Origin of the sequence: Roseovarius autotrophicus, assembly GCF_018069895.1 — a bacterium.
Classification (GTDB): Bacteria; Pseudomonadota; Alphaproteobacteria; order Rhodobacterales; family Rhodobacteraceae; genus Roseovarius; species Roseovarius autotrophicus.
In genome coordinates, this window is sequence record NZ_JAGQDH010000003.1 from 24,110 (window position 1) to 39,206 (window position 15,097).

The window sequence follows — 15,097 nt, forward strand, 5'->3', positions numbered from 1 at the left end:
AATCGAGCTATTACCGGGAGGCCCCAGATGACCAGGATCGACAAATCCAGACTGCCCAGCCGCTATGTGACCGAAGGCCCAGCCCGCGCGCCCCACAGGTCCTATTATTACGCCATGGGCATGACCGAGGACGAGATCCACCAGCCCCTCGTTGGCGTCGCCACCTGCTGGAACGAGGCCGCGCCCTGCAACATTTCGCTCAACCGTCAGGCGCAGGCGGTCAAGATGGGTGTGAAGCAGGCCCGCGGCACCCCGCGCGAGTTCACCACGATCACCGTGACCGACGGCATCGCCATGGGTCATGAGGGCATGCGCTCCAGCCTCGCCTCGCGCGAGGTGATTGCGGATTCTGTGGAACTGACCATGCGCGGGCATTGCTATGACGCGCTCGTGGGGCTGGCGGGCTGTGACAAGTCGCTGCCCGGCATGATGATGGCGATGGTGCGGCTCAACGTGCCCTCGGTATTCATCTATGGCGGCTCGATCCTGCCCGGAAAGGCACCGCAACTGCCCGAGATCCCCGAGGACTTCCGCACCCGCGACCTGACCGTGCAGGACATGTTCGAGGCCGTCGGCCGACATCAGAACGGCACGCTGTCGGACAAGGCGCTGGAGATGCTCGAGCGTGTGGCCTGCCCCTCTGCGGGTGCCTGCGGCGGCCAGTTCACCGCCAACACCATGGCCTGCGTCTCAGAGGCGATCGGCCTTGCACTGATGAATTCGAGCGGCATGCCCGCCCCTTATGAAAGCCGCGACCAATATGCCGAGGCGTCGGGTCAGGCGGTCATGGCGCTTCTGGAAAAGAACATCCGCGCCCGTGACATCGTCACGCTCAAATCCCTGCAGAACGCCGCGCGCGTCGTGGCCTGCACCGGCGGCAGCACCAATGCCGGGCTGCACCTGCCGGCGATTGCCCATGAGGCGGGGATCGACTTCTTCCTTGATGACGTCTGCGAGATCTTCCGCGACACGCCCTATTTCGTCGATCTCAAACCGGGCGGGCAGTTCGTCGCCAAGGATCTCTACGACGCGGGTGGTATTCCGGTGGTGATGAAGGAACTGCGCAAGGCGGGCCTCATCCACGAGGATTGCATGACCGCCACGGGCCGCGCCATCGGCGAGGAGTTGGACCTGATCGAGCGTGAGGCCGATGGCCGGGTGATCTATCCCATCGAAACGCCGATCACGAGAACCGGTGGTGTCGTCGGCCTCAAGGGCAATCTCGCCCCCGATGGTGCCATCGTGAAGGTGGCGGGGATCGCCGAAGAACATCAGGTCTTTACCGGCCCCGCGCGGGTGTTCGAATGTGAAGAAGACGCCTTCGAGGCGGTCAAGGCCCGGCAATACGAGGAGGGCGAGGTGATCGTCATCCGCAACGAGGGGCCTGCCGGCGGGCCGGGGATGCGCGAGATGCTCGCGACCACGGCGGCACTGTCGGGGCAGGGCATGGGCAAAAAGGTCGCGCTGATCACGGATGGCCGTTTCTCGGGGGCGACGCGTGGTTTCTGCGTCGGTCATGTCGGGCCGGAGGCGGCGCAGGGCGGGCCGATCGCGCTCATCAGGACCGGCGACATGATCACGATCAACGCGATCACCGGCACATTGTCGGTGGACCTCAGCGACGAGGATCTGACGAAACGCAAGGCCGAATGGACAGGCCCGCGCGAGACGCTTTACGCTTCGGGCGCGCTGTGGAAATACGCGCAGCTTGTCGGTCCGACCCATGAGGGCGCGGTCACCCATCCGGGCGCCAAACACGAGCGGCATGTCTATATGGACCTCTGAGGCAAAGGCCGCGCGCGCACTTGCCGGTTTGCTGCTTCTGTCCGCCTGTCTGGAGACGGGCGAGACGCAGAAACCGGCGGTGCGGGCGGTGGCTCTTGGGGGCGGCGCAGTGGTGCTTGACGCCCCGCGCGGATATTGCATCGACCCCGACAGCCTGCGCCAAAGCTCCGGTCGCGTGGCGCTTCTGGCCTCTTGCGTGAGTTTGACGGGCGTGCCGGGTATCGTGGTCGCACCGGCGGTGATGACCGTGTCGGTTCTGCCCCATGCCGCCGCGGCGCCTACCCCCGAAAGCCTTGCCCGCCCGCTGGCTCCGGCACGGATCGGGGCCAGCGGGACGCAAGACGGTCTTGTCTATGTGCAGATCCTCGAGGGCGGCGAGGCGGTCTTGCCGGGGGGAGATCCGCGCCACTGGCGAGGCGCGCGGATCGTCGCGGGGCATCTGGCCGGGCTTGCGGTCTATGCGCCCGAGGGCAGTTCGCTCACCGGCCCTGACGGGCGCGGCTTGCTGCGCGACCTTGCCGCGGGGTTGAGTGCGCGCGCCATCGTGCCCGCCATCCGATAGCAAAGGCCATTCGTCGGATTGTTTCCCGTTTCGGATTAATGCTATGCCAAGACCTGACATGGTAACAGTCCGGTGCCCGCCTGCGGGAAACCCGGCAAGGATCCGCTCTGCATGAAAATTCTCGACATGTTCCTGCATCGGCGCGTTATGCGCACCTGGCGTCGGGCGGCGATCCAGGCCCCGGCCATGACTCTGGGTGAGTTGCGGCAAGTGCGGGCGCAGGGACGCAAACTCGGCCATTACATCAACGAGACGCTGGCCGTGGCCGACAGTCGGCTGGCCCTGCCACTGGTCGGTTCCAACGCCTTTCCACGCCCTCACGGCACCGACTGGGCCTGGCGGCCCGAAGTCTGGCGGCTGCCTTTGCCCTGTCCGGGCAAGGCTTCTGTTCCGTCGAAATCCATGCTTGGGCGTGAGGTGACTGTGTTTCATGATTGCACCCGGTCCGAGCTGTCGCTGCGGCAGGTGCGCAACAGGCGCGCGGCGGATCTTGCGCCCTATGGCCTCAGGATGGATGTCTTTGCCTTTGACGGCTCGTTCCTGTCTCTGGTCGTGGACCTGCCGCAAGAGGCGACCGAGGGGCTGACAAGGCGGCACCTGATTCGCCTCGATACCATTGTCGAGATGGAAAAGCCGCTGGAAATCTTTGCCCGGCTCAACATCCGTCATGGCCCCAATACCGAGCAGATCGTCCGCGAATTGCCGCTGAAGGAAGAGGAGATCATGGTGGAATTCGATCTCGCCTATTCCAACCTCAACGAAAAGCGGATCGAGCGGGCCTGGATTGACCTGATCTTCGAGAATCCGCAGATGAGCGAGGTGATCCTGCGCGATGTGACCCTGGGCCGCCGCCCGCGCGCGGCACTTTGAGGAGAGATGGTATGAGCGAGTTGAAGCTGGTCAAGACCCGGCTCTTCGAGGGCCTGTGGGAGGGCGTGCTCTCGGGCGAAACCGAGGGCCTGCCCGAGATCGAGGTCACGCATCTGCAAGAACCGGTGCCGGGGGTCGAGGTGATCGCACGCCCCGAAGGGGATTGGGTGGTGCGCGTGCCGGTGCCGGCCGAAAGGATCGCCGACGGCGTGCAGAGCTTTGTCATCCGCGATCGCCGCAGCGGGCAGGTGCTCGACAGTTTCACGTTGCTTGCTGGCGATGCGCTCAGCTACGACATCCGCGCCGAGATGGCGCTTTTGCGCGAAGAACTGGATCTTCTCAAGCGCGCCTTCCGGCGGCATTGCCTCGACACAATGTAAGATTCGTGGCGCGTCGCGCCCGAACCCGAACACACGCCCCGGTCTTGTCAGAGGGAGGGGAAGTTCAACCCAACACGCTAGAAAAGGCTCCCCTGATCGGGTGGCGGCTCTTTCTGTCTTGGTGCTGATTTGCCCGTCGCAAGCGCCAGCTTGCCGTCGCTGAACTCGATTTCCAGCGCCTTGGCCGCTTCCGCCGCCTTGCGCGTCGTCACCAGCGCACCATCACCGCGAACCACCGCATAGCCGCGCGCCAGAGTGGCGCGATATCCCAGGGTTTCGCGCAGCCGGTCGAGTGCTGCAAGGCGGTCACGCCGCGTGCCCAGATCACGCCGCGCGGCCTCGGCAAAACGTTGCGAGAGCCGGTCGAGGTCGCGCCCCTTTTGCACGATGTCTCGTCCGAGAGCGTGGATATTGAGCCGTGCCGCCGTCGCCATCAGGCGGCGGCGGTCCGCCTCTACTGCGCGCCGCAAAAGCGCGGGCCGCAGCGCACCCGCGCTTTCAGACAGCCGCACGCGCCGCATCTGCACCGAACGGATGAGCGCGGCGGGCAGGCGCTCGCCCCAGGTGTCGAGCCGCTGACGCGCGCCATCCAGCAACGTCTCGGGGCGTGGCAGGGCGCGCGAGAGATCGCGCAGCCGCTGACCGCGCAGCGCGATGGCCTGTCCCTGCGCGTGCGTCAGCCGCGCGCCCTGCCCCTCGAGCCATGTCAGCAACTCAAGCCGCACCGGCACCGCCAGTTCTGCCGCCGCCGTCGGCGTCGGCGCACGCTTGTCGGCGGCATGGTCGATAAGCGTGGTGTCGGTCTCGTGCCCCACGGCGGAGATCAGAGGAATCGTGCTCTCGGCGGCGGCGCGTACGACGATCTCCTCGTTGAAGCCCCAGAGATCCTCGACCGAGCCGCCCCCGCGCGCCACGATCAACAGGTCGGGACGCGGCAGCGTCCCGCCCGGCACCAGCGCGTTGAAACCGCGGATCGCGCGCGCCACCTCCGCTGCGCAATTCTGCCCCTGCACAGCCACCGGCCACACCAGCACCTTGCGCGGAAACCGCTCGCGCAGCCGGTGCAGGATGTCGCGGATCACCGCGCCAGAGGGCGAAGTCACCACACCGATCACCTCGGGCAGGTAGGGCAGCGGCTTCTTTCGGGATGCGTCAAACAACCCCTCGGCGGCCAGCATCGCCTTGCGCTTTTCCAGCATCGCCATGAGCGCGCCGGCACCTGCGGGCACCATGTCCTCGATGATGAGTTGATAGCGCGACTGGCCGGGGAAGGTGGTCAGGCGTCCGGTGGCGATCACCTCCATACCCTCTTCCGGCTCAACGGTCAGGCGCGCGGCCACGCCTTTCCAGATGATAGCGGACAGCACCGCGCGGTCATCCTTGAGGTCGAGATAGACATGGCCCGAGCGCGGGCGAGAGATGCGCCCCAACTCGCCGCGCACGCGAACATGGGCGAACTCGCCCTCGATCACGCGTTTGACCGCGCCGGAAATCTCGGACACAGAAAATGCGGGTGCATTACCGCCCGTGCCGCTTTCCTCGATCAGATCGGACATGTGCGCTTCCCCGTCTTGTGTCCCGTGCCGCCTGACCCTAGAACGCAGCACAGCCGAGGCCAAGGGAGCGTGTGCCATGAACATCCTCATTCTGGGCGGGGGGGGGCGCGAGCACGCGCTCGCCTGGGCCGTGTTGCAGAATCCCAAATGCGACCGGCTGATTGTCGCGCCGGGCAATGCGGGAATTGCGCAGATCGCCGAATGCGCCACGCTCGACATCCTTGACGGCGGCGCGGTCGCGGCCTTCTGCGAGGAAGAGGCGGTGGATTTCGTCATCGTCGGACCCGAGGCACCATTGGCTGCGGGCGTGGCGGACCGGCTGCGCGAGGCGGGCGTGCTGGTTTTCGGCCCCTCTCAGGCGGCGGCGCGGCTGGAGGCATCCAAGAGCTTTACCAAGGCGATCTGCGACGCGGCGGGCGCGCCGACAGCGGCGTATCGCCATTTCACCGACGTGCAAGCGGCGCGAGACTATGTGCAGGCCCAGGGCGCGCCGATCGTGGTCAAGGCCGACGGGCTGGCCGCCGGCAAGGGCGTGATCGTGGCCGAGACCGAAGGACAGGCGCTTGCCGCGCTTGACGATATGTTCGGCGGCAGCTTTGGCGCGGCGGGGGCCGAGGTGGTGATCGAGGAGTTCATGGCAGGCGAGGAGGCGTCGTTCTTCGTGCTTTGCCACGGCGAAACGGCGCTGACCATCGGCACGGCACAGGACCACAAGCGCGTGGGCGAGGGCGATACGGGGCCGAATACCGGCGGCATGGGGGCCTATTCGCCCGCTCCCGTGATGACGCCAGAGGTCACGAGGCGTGCACTCGACGAGATCGTGCGCCCGGTTCTGGCCGAGATGGCACGGCGCGGCACGCCCTATTCGGGGGTTCTGTTCGTCGGTCTGATGATCGCGGACGGCGCGCCCAGGCTGGTCGAGTTCAACGTGCGTTTCGGTGATCCGGAATGTCAGGCGCTGATGATGCGGCTTGGCGGGCAGGCGCTCGACCTGATGCAGGCCACAGCCGAGGGGCGGCTGGCGGAAATGACAGTCAACTGGGCCGAGGATCATGCGATCTGCGTGGTGATGGCGGCCACGGGCTATCCGGGTGATTATGAGAAGGGAAGCGTCATCGGCGGTGTCGAGGACTGCCCGGAGGACAGCTTTCACCAGGTGTTCCATGCAGGCACCGCGCGCAAGGACGGTCAATTCGTGGCGAATGGCGGACGGGTTCTGGGGGTGACCGCGCGCGGGGCAAACCTGCGCGAGGCCGCCGACCGTGCCTATGGCATGGTGGACCGGATCGACTGGGCGCAGGGCTTTTGCCGCCGTGACATCGGCTGGCGCGCGCTTCAACTCGCGTAGTCCGACCCCTCGGCGTCGAGAAGGGCCTTCAACTCGGCCAGGTGGCGCTCGGCCTGACCGGGATAGTCCTCAAGCTCGCGCGCGGTCTTTTCGGCCACCTCGTCGGAGAGCACGCGCAGGGGCTGCCCGGTCTGGAGCGCACGGATATAGGTCTCGGCGGCGCGCTCGAAATAATAGAGCCGGTTGAAGGTCTCGGCCACCGTGTCGCCGATCACCATGACCCCGTGATTGCCCATGATCATCACGGTCTGTTTCGGGTCGTGGAAAAGCCGCGCACAGCGCGCGCCCTCATCCTCGAAGGCAAGCCCGCCATATCCCTCGTCGATCACATGCCGGTTGAAGAAGGTCGCACAGTTCTGGTCGATGGGCGGCAGGCGGCTGTCGGCGAGGCTTGCCAGGACCGTGGCGTGAATGGAATGCACATGCATGGCGCAGCGGGCGTGCGGGCAATGCCGATGCAGCCCGCCATGCAGCCCCCAGGCGGTTGGATCCGGCGCGTCGGGCCCCTCTAGCGTGTCGGGGTCATTGGCATCGACGAGGATCAGGTCGCTCGCGCGGATGCGGGCGAAATGCATCTGGTTGGGGTTCATCAGGAATCGCGTGCCATCGTCGTTGACCGACAGGCTGAAATGATTGGCCACTGCCTCGTGCATATTGAGCCGCGCGGTCCAGCGAAAGGCGGCGGCAAGGTCCACCCGCTCCTGCCAGTGATCCATGTTGGGGCGCAGGCTGGTCACGGTCATGTCAGGCTCCTCATTGTCGTTCAGCAGGCACGTCCCGCACCAGGAGGTTGAGGCCAAGCCCGCGCGGGCGGCTGCCGAAATCGGCCGGTGTGATCGTGTCACAGTCCATGGCTCGGCAGCTTGATTGCGCCTGTGGCCCGTGTCAACCTGTGCGCCGACCCCTTCTGGAAGGACCGCCCCATGACCACCCCGATGCTCAGCCCGCCCGCGCGGGCACCGCTTGCCTTTACCGAGGCGCGCCCGGCGGTGGATATGCTCTGCGCCCTCTACGGGGAGGCCACGGCGTTTCTGACCGCGCGCTTTGACGAGGCGTTGCGGGGCAGGCTGTCCGCCGCCCGCGTGCGCGCCTTCTATCCCGAAATCCGGCTTGTCACCACGAGCCATGCCAAGATCGACAGCCGGCTCAGCTTTGGCCATGTGCCCAATCCCGGCACCTATGCGGCGACGATCACGCGGCCGGACCTGTTTCGTGGCTATCTCGAACAGCAGGTGGCGCTTTTGCTCGACAATCACGGCGTGCCGGTGACGGTGGGGTTCTCGGACACGGCCATGCCAGTGCATTTCGCCGTCGCCGCCGGGCAGGGGCCGGGCGTGCCACAGGAGGGGGCGGCGGAATTTCCGCTGCGCGACATCTTCGACGTGCCCGACCTTGCGGCAATCAACGATCATATCGTCAACGGCACATGGGCGGGGACGGGCGCGCGCCCGCTTGCGCCTTTCACCGCGCAGCGGGTGGATTATTCGCTGGCGCGACTCGCGCATTACACGGCTACCGATCCGGCGCATTTCCAGAATTACGTGCTGTTCACCAACTATCAGTTCTATGTCTCGGAATTCGAGGCCTTCGCCCGCCTTGCCCTGGCTGACCCCGACAGCGGCTATACCGCCTTCGTAAGCACCGGCAATGCCGAGATCACAACGCCCGACGGAACCCTGCCCGTGCCAGAGCGCCTGCCGCAGATGCCCGCCTATCACCTCAAGCGCGCGGATGGGTCCGGGATCACCCTGGTGAATATCGGGGTGGGGCCGTCGAACGCCAAGACCGCGACCGATCATGTCGCGGTGCTGCGACCCCATGCCTGGGTGATGGTGGGTCATTGCGCGGGGCTGCGCAATTCGCAATCCTTGGGCGATTTCGTTCTGGCCCATGCCTACCTGCGCGAGGACCGCGTGCTTGACGCCGATCTTCCCGCCTGGGTGCCGATCCCGGCGCTCGCCGAGATCCAGATCGCGTTGCAGGAGGCGGTGGCAGCCGAAACGCAGCTTGAGGGGTTCGACCTCAAGCGGATCATGCGCACCGGCACCGTGGCCAGCGTGGACAATCGCAACTGGGAACTGCGCGATCAGTCCGGTCCGGTGCAGCGCCTCAGCCAGTCCCGCGCCATCGCGCTCGACATGGAAAGCGCCACGATCGCGGCCAACGGGTTTCGCTTCCGGGTGCCCTATGGCACGCTGCTTTGCGTCTCGGACAAGCCGTTGCAGGGCGAGTTGAAGCTGCCGGGCATGGCCTCGGAATTCTACCAGAGCCAGGTCGGACGTCACCTGATGATCGGGATTCGCGCGATGGAATCGCTGCGCCGGATGCCGCTCGAACGCATCCACAGCCGCAAATTGCGCAGCTTTGAAGAGACAGCCTTTCTCTGAAAACGCGAAAATCCGCACAAAATAAGTGAAAACCCCTTGCTTTTGCCCCCAATACGTTGTGTTTGACCACATCATCACGTTTAATTGCGGGTGCGAGGCCCCAGGTACGGGCAGTGATACGAAGGAGACCTGAAAATGGCGAAACCGATGACAAAGACCCAGCTTGTGGCCGCTCTGGCCGAGGAAATGGGCAGTGACAAGAAAACCGCCGGCGGCGCGCTCGACGCGCTGATCTCGGTAATCACGCGCGAAGTGTCGGGTGGCGGCGCCGTGACCCTGCCCGGCGTGGGCAAGATCTATTGCCGCGAACGCGCCGAGCGCATGGTGCGCAATCCGGCCACCGGAGAACAAATGAAAAAGCCCGCCGACAAGCAGGTCAAGATGACCATCGCCAAGGCGCTCAAGGACAGCGTCAACGGCTGAGCATGCGCGCCGCCCGGCGCGCCGGGCGGCCCGTCGCACGCCAAGGTCAAATCTTTCCTTGCCCTTTGCGCGCCCCTCTCTTATAGAACCGCAATCCGCGTTCCCCCGCCTGGCGGGGGATTCGCGTGTTGCAATCCCATCCACCGGGGAACGGGTGACCCTGAGCCAAATGTCAGGGGCCAGCCGGTGTATTGAGAAAGGAAGAGGCGATGAACGCCAGCGAACTGCGTGACAAGACCCCGGACCAGCTCCGGGAAGAGCTTGTCCGGCTCAAGAAAGAGCAATTCAACCTGCGCTTCCAGGCGGCTACCGGCCAGCTTGAGAACCCCGCGCAGATGCGCCGTGCCCGCCGCGAGGCCGCGCGTGTCAAGACGATCCTCAATGAAAAGGCCCGCACCGCGGCCGCCGAGCAGGGAGCCTGACCCATGCCCAAACGTATCCTGCAAGGCACCGTAACCTCGGACGCCAATGCCCAGACCGTGACCGTCTCGGTCGAGCGCCGCTTCAAGCACCCCGTGCTTCAGAAGACCATCCGCAAGTCCAAGAAATACCGGGCCCACGACGAGAACAACACCTTCAAGAAGGGTGACGCGGTTCGAATCATCGAATGTGCGCCGAAATCCAAGACGAAACGCTGGGAGGTGCTGGAGGCCTGATCCTTCGCACCATCCGGTTTGATCGAAACCCTGGGGGAATGAACAAGAACAGCCCCCACAGGTCGGGAGAAACCCAATGATCCAGATGCAGACCAATCTGGATGTTGCTGACAACTCCGGCGCACGCCGGGTTCAGTGCATCAAGGTCCTCGGCGGCTCTCACCGCCGTTATGCCTCGGTCGGCGACATCATCGTGGTGTCGGTGAAAGAGGCCATTCCGCGCGGTCGCGTGAAGAAAGGCGACGTGCGCAAGGCCGTCGTCGTGCGCACCGCCAAGGAAGTCCGTCGTGAAGACGGCACCGCCATCAAGTTCGACCGCAACGCCGCCGTGATCCTCAACAATGCGGGCGAGCCCATCGGCACCCGTATCTTCGGGCCGGTCGTGCGCGAATTGCGCGCCAAGAACTTCATGAAGATCATCTCGCTCGCCCCGGAGGTGCTGTAAGATGGCCGCTAAACTGAAAAAGGGCGACAAGGTTGTCGTGCTCGCCGGTAAGGACAAGGGCCAGCAGGGCACCATCCTCAGCGTCGACCCCAAGGCTGGCAAGGCCGTTGTCGAAGGCGTGAACATGGCGATCCGCCACACCCGCCAGAGCCAGTCGAGCCAGGGTGGCCGCATCCCCAAGGCGATGCCGATCGACCTGAGCAATCTCGCCATGCTCGACAAGAATGGCAAACCCACCCGCGTCGGTTTCAAGATCGACGGCGACAAGAAGGTGCGTTTCGCCAAGACCACGGGGGACGTGATCGATGCTTGATACCGCAACCTATACCCCGCGCCTCAAGGCGCACTTCCGCGAGGTCATCAAGCCTGCTCTGAAAGAAGAGTTCGGCTACAAGAACGACATGCAGATCCCGCGTCTGGACAAGATCGTGCTCAACATCGGCTGCGGTGCCGAGGCGGTGCGCGACTCGAAAAAGGCCAAGTCGGCGCAGGAAGACCTCAGCACCATCGCTGGCCAGAAGGCCGTGACCACGCTTGCGCGCAACTCGATCGCCGGGTTCCGTGTCCGCGAGGGGATGCCGATGGGGGCCAAGGTCACGCTGCGCGGCGACCGGATGTATGACTTCCTCGATCGCCTGATCACCGTGGCCATGCCACGCGTCCGCGACTTCCGTGGCGTGTCGGGCAAGTCCTTCGACGGGCGTGGCAACTATGCCATGGGCCTCAAGGAACATATCGTTTTCCCCGAAATCAACTTCGACAAGGTCGACGAAGTTTGGGGGATGGACATCATCATCACAACCACGGCGCAGACCGACGCTGAAGCCAAGGCGCTGTTGAAGCATTTCAACATGCCCTTCAACAGCTGAGCCGGGGGAGGATAGATTAATGGCTAAGAAATCCATGGTCGAGCGCGAGAAGAAGCGCCAGAAACTGGTGGCGCGCGATGCCGCCAAGCGCGCCGCGCTCAAGGTGATCATCAGCGATCAGTCCAAGCCGATGGAGGAGCGGTTCCGCGCCTCCCTCAAGCTTGCGCAACTGCCGCGCAACGGCTCGGCCACGCGGCTTCACAACCGCTGCCAGCTCACGGGGCGTCCGCACGCCTATTATCGCAAGCTCAAGGTCAGCCGGATCATGCTGCGCGAGCTGGGTTCCGCCGGGCAACTGCCTGGTGTCGTGAAATCGAGCTGGTAAGGAGGGCAGAGATATGAACGATCCTATCGGCGATATGCTCACCCGTATCCGCAACGCGCAGATGCGCGGCAAGTCCACAGTGCGCACACCCGCGTCCAAGATGCGTGTGCGCGTGCTCGATGTGCTGGCTTCCGAGGGCTATATCCGTGGCTATGATATGAGCACGGATGACAATGGCCACGCCGCCATCGAGATCAGTCTCAAGTATTTCGAGGGCACCCCGGTGATCCGCGAGATGAAGCGGGTCTCCAAGCCCGGCCGCCGCGTCTACATGGGCGTAAAGGACATTCCGTCGGTCCGTCAGGGCCTCGGCGTGTCGATTGTCTCCACCCCCAAGGGTGTGATGTCGGATGCAGCAGCGCGCGCCGCCAATGTCGGTGGCGAAGTGCTCTGCACGGTATTCTGAGGAGGCTGCGCGAATGTCTCGTATCGGCAAGAAACCCGTGGACCTGCCCGATGGCGTCTCTGCCTCGCTCTCGGGGCAGATCATCGAGGTGAAGGGCCCCAAGGGCACCAAGACCTTTACTGCCACCGACGACGTCACGATCACCATCGCCGATGGCCAGATCGCGGTGACGCCGCGCGGCAAGTCCAAGCGCGCGCGCCAGCAATGGGGCATGACCCGCACGGTCATCGCCAACATGGTGCACGGTGCCAAGGACGTGTTCAAGAAAGAGCTGGAAATTCGCGGCGTGGGCTACCGTGCTGCGATTCAGGGCAATGTGCTCAAGCTCAATCTCGGTTACTCGCATGACGTGGATTTCACGATCCCCGACGGTGTGACCGTGACGGCGCCCAAGCAGACCGAACTGGTCGTGGAAGGCACCGATAAGCAGCTCGTCGGTCAGGTCGCGGCCAATATCCGCGACTGGCGCCGTCCCGAACCCTACAAGGGCAAGGGCATCCGCTACAAGGACGAGTATATCTTCCAGAAGGAAGGCAAGAAGAAATAAGGACGCGACAGATGGCAAACAGCAAGAGAAAACTGTTCCAGAAACGCCGCCTGCGCGTTCGGAACAAACTGCGGAAAGTGAATGCGGGGCGCGTGCGCCTCTCGGTTCACCGGTCCAACAAGAACATCAGTGCGCAGCTCATCGACGATGTGCAGGGCGTGACGCTGGCTTCGGCCTCGACCCTCGAGAAGGATCTGGGCCTTGTCGGCAAATGCACGGTCGAGGCGGCGGCCAAGGTCGGCGAGCTCATCGCCGAACGGGCGAAGAATGCCGGCGTCACCGAGGCCTATTTCGACCGTGGCGGCTTTCTGTTTCATGGCCGGGTCAAGGCCGTGGCAGATGCCGCGCGCGATGCCGGCCTGAAGATCTGAGGAGACGAGAGATATGGCAAGAGAAGACAACCGCCGCGACCGTCGCGACCGCGAGGAAGCTCCGGAATTCGCCGATCGTCTCGTTGCGATCAACCGCGTCAGCAAGACCGTGAAGGGCGGCAAGCGCTTCGGCTTTGCTGCGCTCGTGGTCGTGGGCGATCAGAAGGGCCGCGTGGGCTTTGGCAAGGGCAAGGCCAAGGAAGTTCCCGAGGCCATCCGCAAGGCCACCGAAGCGGCCAAGCGCGCCATGATGCGCGTTCCGCTGCGCGAGGGCCGGACGCTGCATCACGACATCGAGGGCCGCCATGGCGCGGGCCGCGTGGTGATGCGCACCGCGCCGCACGGGACCGGCATCATCGCCGGGGGCCCGATGCGCGCCGTGTTCGAGATGTTGGGCGTTCAGGACGTGGTCGCGAAATCGACCGGCTCGCAGAACCCCTACAACATGATCCGCGCCACGCTGGACGGTCTCCGCAAGGAGACCAGCCCGCGCATGGTGGCGCAGCGCCGTGGCAAGAAGGTGGCCGATATCCTGCGCAAGGATGACGCCCCGGTTGCCGAAGCGGCAGACGCGTAAGGAGACCGGAACATGGCAAAAACCATCGTCGTCAAGCAGATCGGCTCGCCGATCCGCCGCCCGGACATTCAGCGCCGCACGCTGATCGGGCTGGGGCTCAACAAGATGCACAAGACCCGCGAGCTTGAGGATACCCCCTCGGTGCGCGGCATGGTCAACAAGATCCCGCATCTCGTTCAGATCATCGAAGAAAAAGAGTAAGGTTGGGTGAACCATCCTGAAAAGGCGCCCCGGCCCCAAAGGCCGGGGCGCCTTACGTTATACCATTACGCGATTCCTTTGTCGCGCTGCCCGCGTCGCCCTTGAGCGTGCTACTTTCCCGTTGCGTCCGGGCGCTGGCGTGCCGTCGGCGCGTTCGCGCGGCAAGCCGCGCCCGCTCAGGGAGGAGCCTCGATGACTCATTATGCTGGTGGATGCAGCCATATCCACACCCATGTCGATCACGAACCGGTCGACAACCACACCTGTCACTGTTCGGTCTGCAAGGGCGTGACCGGGCAGGACACCACCCATGTCGTGTTCTTCCGCCACGGCGATGTGGTGGTCGATAACGAGGCCGGACTCAAGCGCCAGCCCTTCAACGCCAAGAACCCCGACGGCCCGCTTGAGCTCTGCACCTGCGGTGAATGTGGCGCACCGATCATGCTCGACGACAAGCAGCGGCGAATCCGTGTCATCGTGCCCAACCTCATGGGCTATGGCGACCAGATCGCGCCCGCTCCTTATCACGCTTTCTACGACCCCGCGAGCGGCGTGCCGCGCCCGAATGACGGGCGACCCGTCTACGAGGGGTTGCGCCCGGATTTCACCTGGCCCGAACCGGTGTGATTGCAAGATGGCTTATGCCGGGTTGTGGCCCGGCATAAGCCACATCTGCCCGATGAGCGCGCATCCGAGTGTCTCGCGCAGCGCAACGACCAGTTCCCCCACCGTCTCGGTCGCCACGTAAAGCCCGCCGGTGGCATCCGATAGACATTTGGCCACCGTCTGCCCGTCAAAAAGGGTGGCCTCGGGGCTGTTCCACGAGAACGGATCATGCACCACGCGAAAGCCGATTACATGCACGGTGAGGCCGGGCCGCTCCGCCGCTAGCCGGGCGCCAAGCGCGCAGGGTGTGCCGCCGCAGGTTTCGTTGCCATCGGTGACCAGCACCACGATACCTTCCGGCCCCAGCACCTCAATCGCCGCCGCCACTGAACCCGCCAGCGGTGTCAGCCCGCCGGGCGAGAGCGCATCGATCCCATCGGCCACCGCCGCCCCGGCATCGGCCATGGGCGCAAAGTGCAGCGTGACGCCCGAACAACCATCCGCACCCTCCGGCCCGTAGGTCAGAAGGCCGATCCGGCGCAGCGGTTCAATCCCGGGCAGGGCGCGGTGCACCGCCTGGCGCGCCTCGACGATCCGTGTGGGTGCGGTCGGATCATGGCCAAGCTCGCCCATCGAGGCCGAACCGTCAAAGACCAGCATCGCATCGCGCGTGCATCCCGCCGAGGCGACATCAGAGGGCAGGGCGGCCATCAGGCCAAGGGCAAGGGGCAGCGCGCGCATCGGGTCTCCTCCGGGTGCCGTTAATGTAAACCCCGCGCCTGC

22 protein-coding genes are annotated in these 15,097 nt (G+C 64.8%); 19 read left to right on the forward strand and 3 right to left on the reverse strand.

The window, feature by feature from the left end; translation table 11 throughout:
* The first annotated feature begins 27 nt into the window (after window positions 1-27).
* The 4 genes from ilvD (at window position 28) to KAK09_RS04690 (ending at window position 3,597) form a co-directional block, all read left to right on the forward strand.
* Entirely contained in the window at window positions 28-1,785 is a 1,758-nt protein-coding gene (gene ilvD / locus KAK09_RS04675; RefSeq protein ID WP_210877694.1) for a dihydroxy-acid dehydratase, read from the forward strand.
* Window positions 1,766-2,347 (forward strand): hypothetical protein, encoded by a 582-nt coding sequence (locus KAK09_RS04680; protein WP_210877695.1) that lies wholly within the window; start codon window positions 1,766-1,768, stop codon window positions 2,345-2,347. Before ilvD ends, KAK09_RS04680 begins: the two co-directional genes overlap by 20 nt.
* A 111-nt stretch (window positions 2,348-2,458) precedes the next feature.
* A complete protein-coding gene (locus KAK09_RS04685) occupies window positions 2,459-3,217 on the forward strand; it encodes a DUF6478 family protein (RefSeq protein WP_210877696.1) in 759 nt (252 codons plus the stop codon).
* Between the two features lie 11 nt (window positions 3,218-3,228).
* Window positions 3,229-3,597, forward strand: coding sequence for a hypothetical protein (locus KAK09_RS04690; RefSeq protein WP_210877697.1), 369 nt, complete (start codon window positions 3,229-3,231; stop codon window positions 3,595-3,597).
* A gap of 77 nt (window positions 3,598-3,674) precedes the next feature.
* Here KAK09_RS04690 and xseA read toward each other — a convergent pair whose 3' ends face one another.
* Entirely contained in the window at window positions 3,675-5,153 is a 1,479-nt protein-coding gene (xseA, locus tag KAK09_RS04695) for an exodeoxyribonuclease VII large subunit (protein ID WP_210877698.1), read from the reverse strand.
* A 76-nt stretch (window positions 5,154-5,229) separates the two neighbouring features.
* On the opposite strand from xseA, the gene purD reads away from it, so the two are divergent.
* Complete coding sequence (purD, locus tag KAK09_RS04700) at window positions 5,230-6,501, forward strand: phosphoribosylamine--glycine ligase (protein WP_210877699.1); 1,272 nt, start codon at window positions 5,230-5,232, stop codon at window positions 6,499-6,501.
* Here the strand turns inward: purD and KAK09_RS04705 are convergent.
* Window positions 6,489-7,244, reverse strand: coding sequence for a class II aldolase and adducin N-terminal domain-containing protein (locus KAK09_RS04705; RefSeq protein ID WP_210877700.1), 756 nt, complete (start codon window positions 7,242-7,244; stop codon window positions 6,489-6,491). The two genes, purD and KAK09_RS04705, sit on opposite strands and share 13 nt — an antisense overlap.
* 180 nt (window positions 7,245-7,424) lie before the next feature.
* Here KAK09_RS04705 and KAK09_RS04710 point away from each other — a divergent pair, with 180 nt between their 5' ends.
* The 14 genes from KAK09_RS04710 to KAK09_RS04775 all read left to right on the forward strand — a co-directional run bounded on the left by KAK09_RS04710 (window position 7,425) and on the right by KAK09_RS04775 (window position 14,335).
* The gene (locus KAK09_RS04710) at window positions 7,425-8,888 is read left to right on the forward strand and encodes an AMP nucleosidase (protein ID WP_210877701.1); all 1,464 of its coding nucleotides are present in this window, start codon (window positions 7,425-7,427) and stop codon (window positions 8,886-8,888) included.
* Between the two features lie 135 nt (window positions 8,889-9,023).
* On the forward strand, window positions 9,024-9,311 hold the full coding sequence (locus tag KAK09_RS04715) for an HU family DNA-binding protein (protein ID WP_210877702.1): 288 nt from the start codon (window positions 9,024-9,026) through the stop codon (window positions 9,309-9,311).
* A 209-nt stretch (window positions 9,312-9,520) separates the two neighbouring features.
* The gene (gene rpmC, locus KAK09_RS04720) at window positions 9,521-9,733 is read left to right on the forward strand and encodes a 50S ribosomal protein L29 (RefSeq protein ID WP_210877703.1); all 213 of its coding nucleotides are present in this window, start codon (window positions 9,521-9,523) and stop codon (window positions 9,731-9,733) included.
* A gap of 3 nt (window positions 9,734-9,736) precedes the next feature.
* A complete protein-coding gene (rpsQ, locus tag KAK09_RS04725) occupies window positions 9,737-9,967 on the forward strand; it encodes a 30S ribosomal protein S17 (protein WP_210877704.1) in 231 nt (76 codons plus the stop codon).
* A 76-nt stretch (window positions 9,968-10,043) separates the two neighbouring features.
* Complete coding sequence (gene rplN, locus KAK09_RS04730) at window positions 10,044-10,412, forward strand: 50S ribosomal protein L14 (RefSeq protein ID WP_210877705.1); 369 nt, start codon at window positions 10,044-10,046, stop codon at window positions 10,410-10,412.
* A gap of 1 nt (window position 10,413) precedes the next feature.
* Window positions 10,414-10,725: a 50S ribosomal protein L24 gene (gene rplX, locus KAK09_RS04735; protein ID WP_210877706.1), complete on the forward strand. Its 312-nt coding sequence runs from the start codon at window positions 10,414-10,416 to the stop codon at window positions 10,723-10,725.
* Window positions 10,718-11,281, forward strand: a complete 564-nt coding sequence (gene rplE / locus KAK09_RS04740) for a 50S ribosomal protein L5 (RefSeq protein ID WP_210877707.1) — start codon at window positions 10,718-10,720, stop codon at window positions 11,279-11,281. Before rplX ends, rplE begins: the two co-directional genes overlap by 8 nt.
* A gap of 19 nt (window positions 11,282-11,300) precedes the next feature.
* Window positions 11,301-11,606, forward strand: coding sequence for a 30S ribosomal protein S14 (gene rpsN, locus KAK09_RS04745; protein ID WP_210877708.1), 306 nt, complete (start codon window positions 11,301-11,303; stop codon window positions 11,604-11,606).
* A 13-nt stretch (window positions 11,607-11,619) separates the two neighbouring features.
* On the forward strand, window positions 11,620-12,012 hold the full coding sequence (gene rpsH, locus KAK09_RS04750; RefSeq protein ID WP_210877709.1) for a 30S ribosomal protein S8: 393 nt from the start codon (window positions 11,620-11,622) through the stop codon (window positions 12,010-12,012).
* Between the two features lie 13 nt (window positions 12,013-12,025).
* Complete coding sequence (gene rplF, locus KAK09_RS04755; RefSeq protein WP_210877710.1) at window positions 12,026-12,559, forward strand: 50S ribosomal protein L6; 534 nt, start codon at window positions 12,026-12,028, stop codon at window positions 12,557-12,559.
* Between the two features lie 11 nt (window positions 12,560-12,570).
* On the forward strand, window positions 12,571-12,930 hold the full coding sequence (gene rplR, locus KAK09_RS04760) for a 50S ribosomal protein L18 (protein WP_210877711.1): 360 nt from the start codon (window positions 12,571-12,573) through the stop codon (window positions 12,928-12,930).
* Window positions 12,931-12,943: 13 nt separating this feature from the next.
* On the forward strand, window positions 12,944-13,507 hold the full coding sequence (gene rpsE, locus KAK09_RS04765) for a 30S ribosomal protein S5 (RefSeq protein WP_210877712.1): 564 nt from the start codon (window positions 12,944-12,946) through the stop codon (window positions 13,505-13,507).
* A gap of 12 nt (window positions 13,508-13,519) precedes the next feature.
* Window positions 13,520-13,708 carry a 50S ribosomal protein L30 gene (gene rpmD / locus KAK09_RS04770; protein WP_210877713.1) on the forward strand — a complete coding sequence of 63 codons (189 nt, stop codon included), beginning with the start codon at window positions 13,520-13,522 and terminating at the stop codon, window positions 13,706-13,708.
* 192 nt (window positions 13,709-13,900) lie between these two features.
* Window positions 13,901-14,335 carry a GFA family protein gene (locus tag KAK09_RS04775; RefSeq protein ID WP_210877714.1) on the forward strand — a complete coding sequence of 145 codons (435 nt, stop codon included), beginning with the start codon at window positions 13,901-13,903 and terminating at the stop codon, window positions 14,333-14,335.
* Between the two features lie 12 nt (window positions 14,336-14,347).
* Here KAK09_RS04775 and KAK09_RS04780 read toward each other — a convergent pair whose 3' ends face one another.
* Window positions 14,348-15,055, reverse strand: coding sequence for a vWA domain-containing protein (locus KAK09_RS04780; protein WP_210877715.1), 708 nt, complete (start codon window positions 15,053-15,055; stop codon window positions 14,348-14,350).
* Window positions 15,056-15,097 lie beyond the last annotated feature (42 nt).

Bases quoted from the DNA above. Each gene is read 5' to 3' on its own strand.
- KAK09_RS04690 (WP_210877697.1), top strand. From the start codon at position 3,229: ATGAGCGAGTTGAAGCTGGTCAAGACCCGGCTCTTCGAGGGCCTGTGG.
- KAK09_RS04780 (WP_210877715.1), bottom strand. From the start codon at position 15,055: ATGCGCGCGCTGCCCCTTGCCCTTGGCCTGATGGCCGCCCTGCCCTCT.
- rplN (WP_210877705.1), top strand. From the start codon at position 10,044: ATGATCCAGATGCAGACCAATCTGGATGTTGCTGACAACTCCGGCGCA.
- rpmD (WP_210877713.1), top strand. From the start codon at position 13,520: ATGGCAAAAACCATCGTCGTCAAGCAGATCGGCTCGCCGATCCGCCGC.
- rpsN (WP_210877708.1), top strand. From the start codon at position 11,301: ATGGCTAAGAAATCCATGGTCGAGCGCGAGAAGAAGCGCCAGAAACTG.
- purD (WP_210877699.1), top strand. From the start codon at position 5,230: ATGAACATCCTCATTCTGGGCGGGGGGGGGCGCGAGCACGCGCTCGCC.
- rpsH (WP_210877709.1), top strand. From the start codon at position 11,620: ATGAACGATCCTATCGGCGATATGCTCACCCGTATCCGCAACGCGCAG.
- rpmC (WP_210877703.1), top strand. From the start codon at position 9,521: ATGAACGCCAGCGAACTGCGTGACAAGACCCCGGACCAGCTCCGGGAA.
- KAK09_RS04685 (WP_210877696.1), top strand. From the start codon at position 2,459: ATGAAAATTCTCGACATGTTCCTGCATCGGCGCGTTATGCGCACCTGG.
- KAK09_RS04775 (WP_210877714.1), top strand. From the start codon at position 13,901: ATGACTCATTATGCTGGTGGATGCAGCCATATCCACACCCATGTCGAT.
- rpsQ (WP_210877704.1), top strand. From the start codon at position 9,737: ATGCCCAAACGTATCCTGCAAGGCACCGTAACCTCGGACGCCAATGCC.
- rplR (WP_210877711.1), top strand. From the start codon at position 12,571: ATGGCAAACAGCAAGAGAAAACTGTTCCAGAAACGCCGCCTGCGCGTT.
- KAK09_RS04705 (WP_210877700.1), bottom strand. From the start codon at position 7,244: ATGACCGTGACCAGCCTGCGCCCCAACATGGATCACTGGCAGGAGCGG.
- rplE (WP_210877707.1), top strand. From the start codon at position 10,718: ATGCTTGATACCGCAACCTATACCCCGCGCCTCAAGGCGCACTTCCGC.
- rpsE (WP_210877712.1), top strand. From the start codon at position 12,944: ATGGCAAGAGAAGACAACCGCCGCGACCGTCGCGACCGCGAGGAAGCT.
- xseA (WP_210877698.1), bottom strand. From the start codon at position 5,153: ATGTCCGATCTGATCGAGGAAAGCGGCACGGGCGGTAATGCACCCGCA.
- KAK09_RS04710 (WP_210877701.1), top strand. From the start codon at position 7,425: ATGACCACCCCGATGCTCAGCCCGCCCGCGCGGGCACCGCTTGCCTTT.
- rplF (WP_210877710.1), top strand. From the start codon at position 12,026: ATGTCTCGTATCGGCAAGAAACCCGTGGACCTGCCCGATGGCGTCTCT.
- KAK09_RS04715 (WP_210877702.1), top strand. From the start codon at position 9,024: ATGGCGAAACCGATGACAAAGACCCAGCTTGTGGCCGCTCTGGCCGAG.
- KAK09_RS04680 (WP_210877695.1), top strand. From the start codon at position 1,766: ATGTCTATATGGACCTCTGAGGCAAAGGCCGCGCGCGCACTTGCCGGT.
- rplX (WP_210877706.1), top strand. From the start codon at position 10,414: ATGGCCGCTAAACTGAAAAAGGGCGACAAGGTTGTCGTGCTCGCCGGT.
- ilvD (WP_210877694.1), top strand. From the start codon at position 28: ATGACCAGGATCGACAAATCCAGACTGCCCAGCCGCTATGTGACCGAA.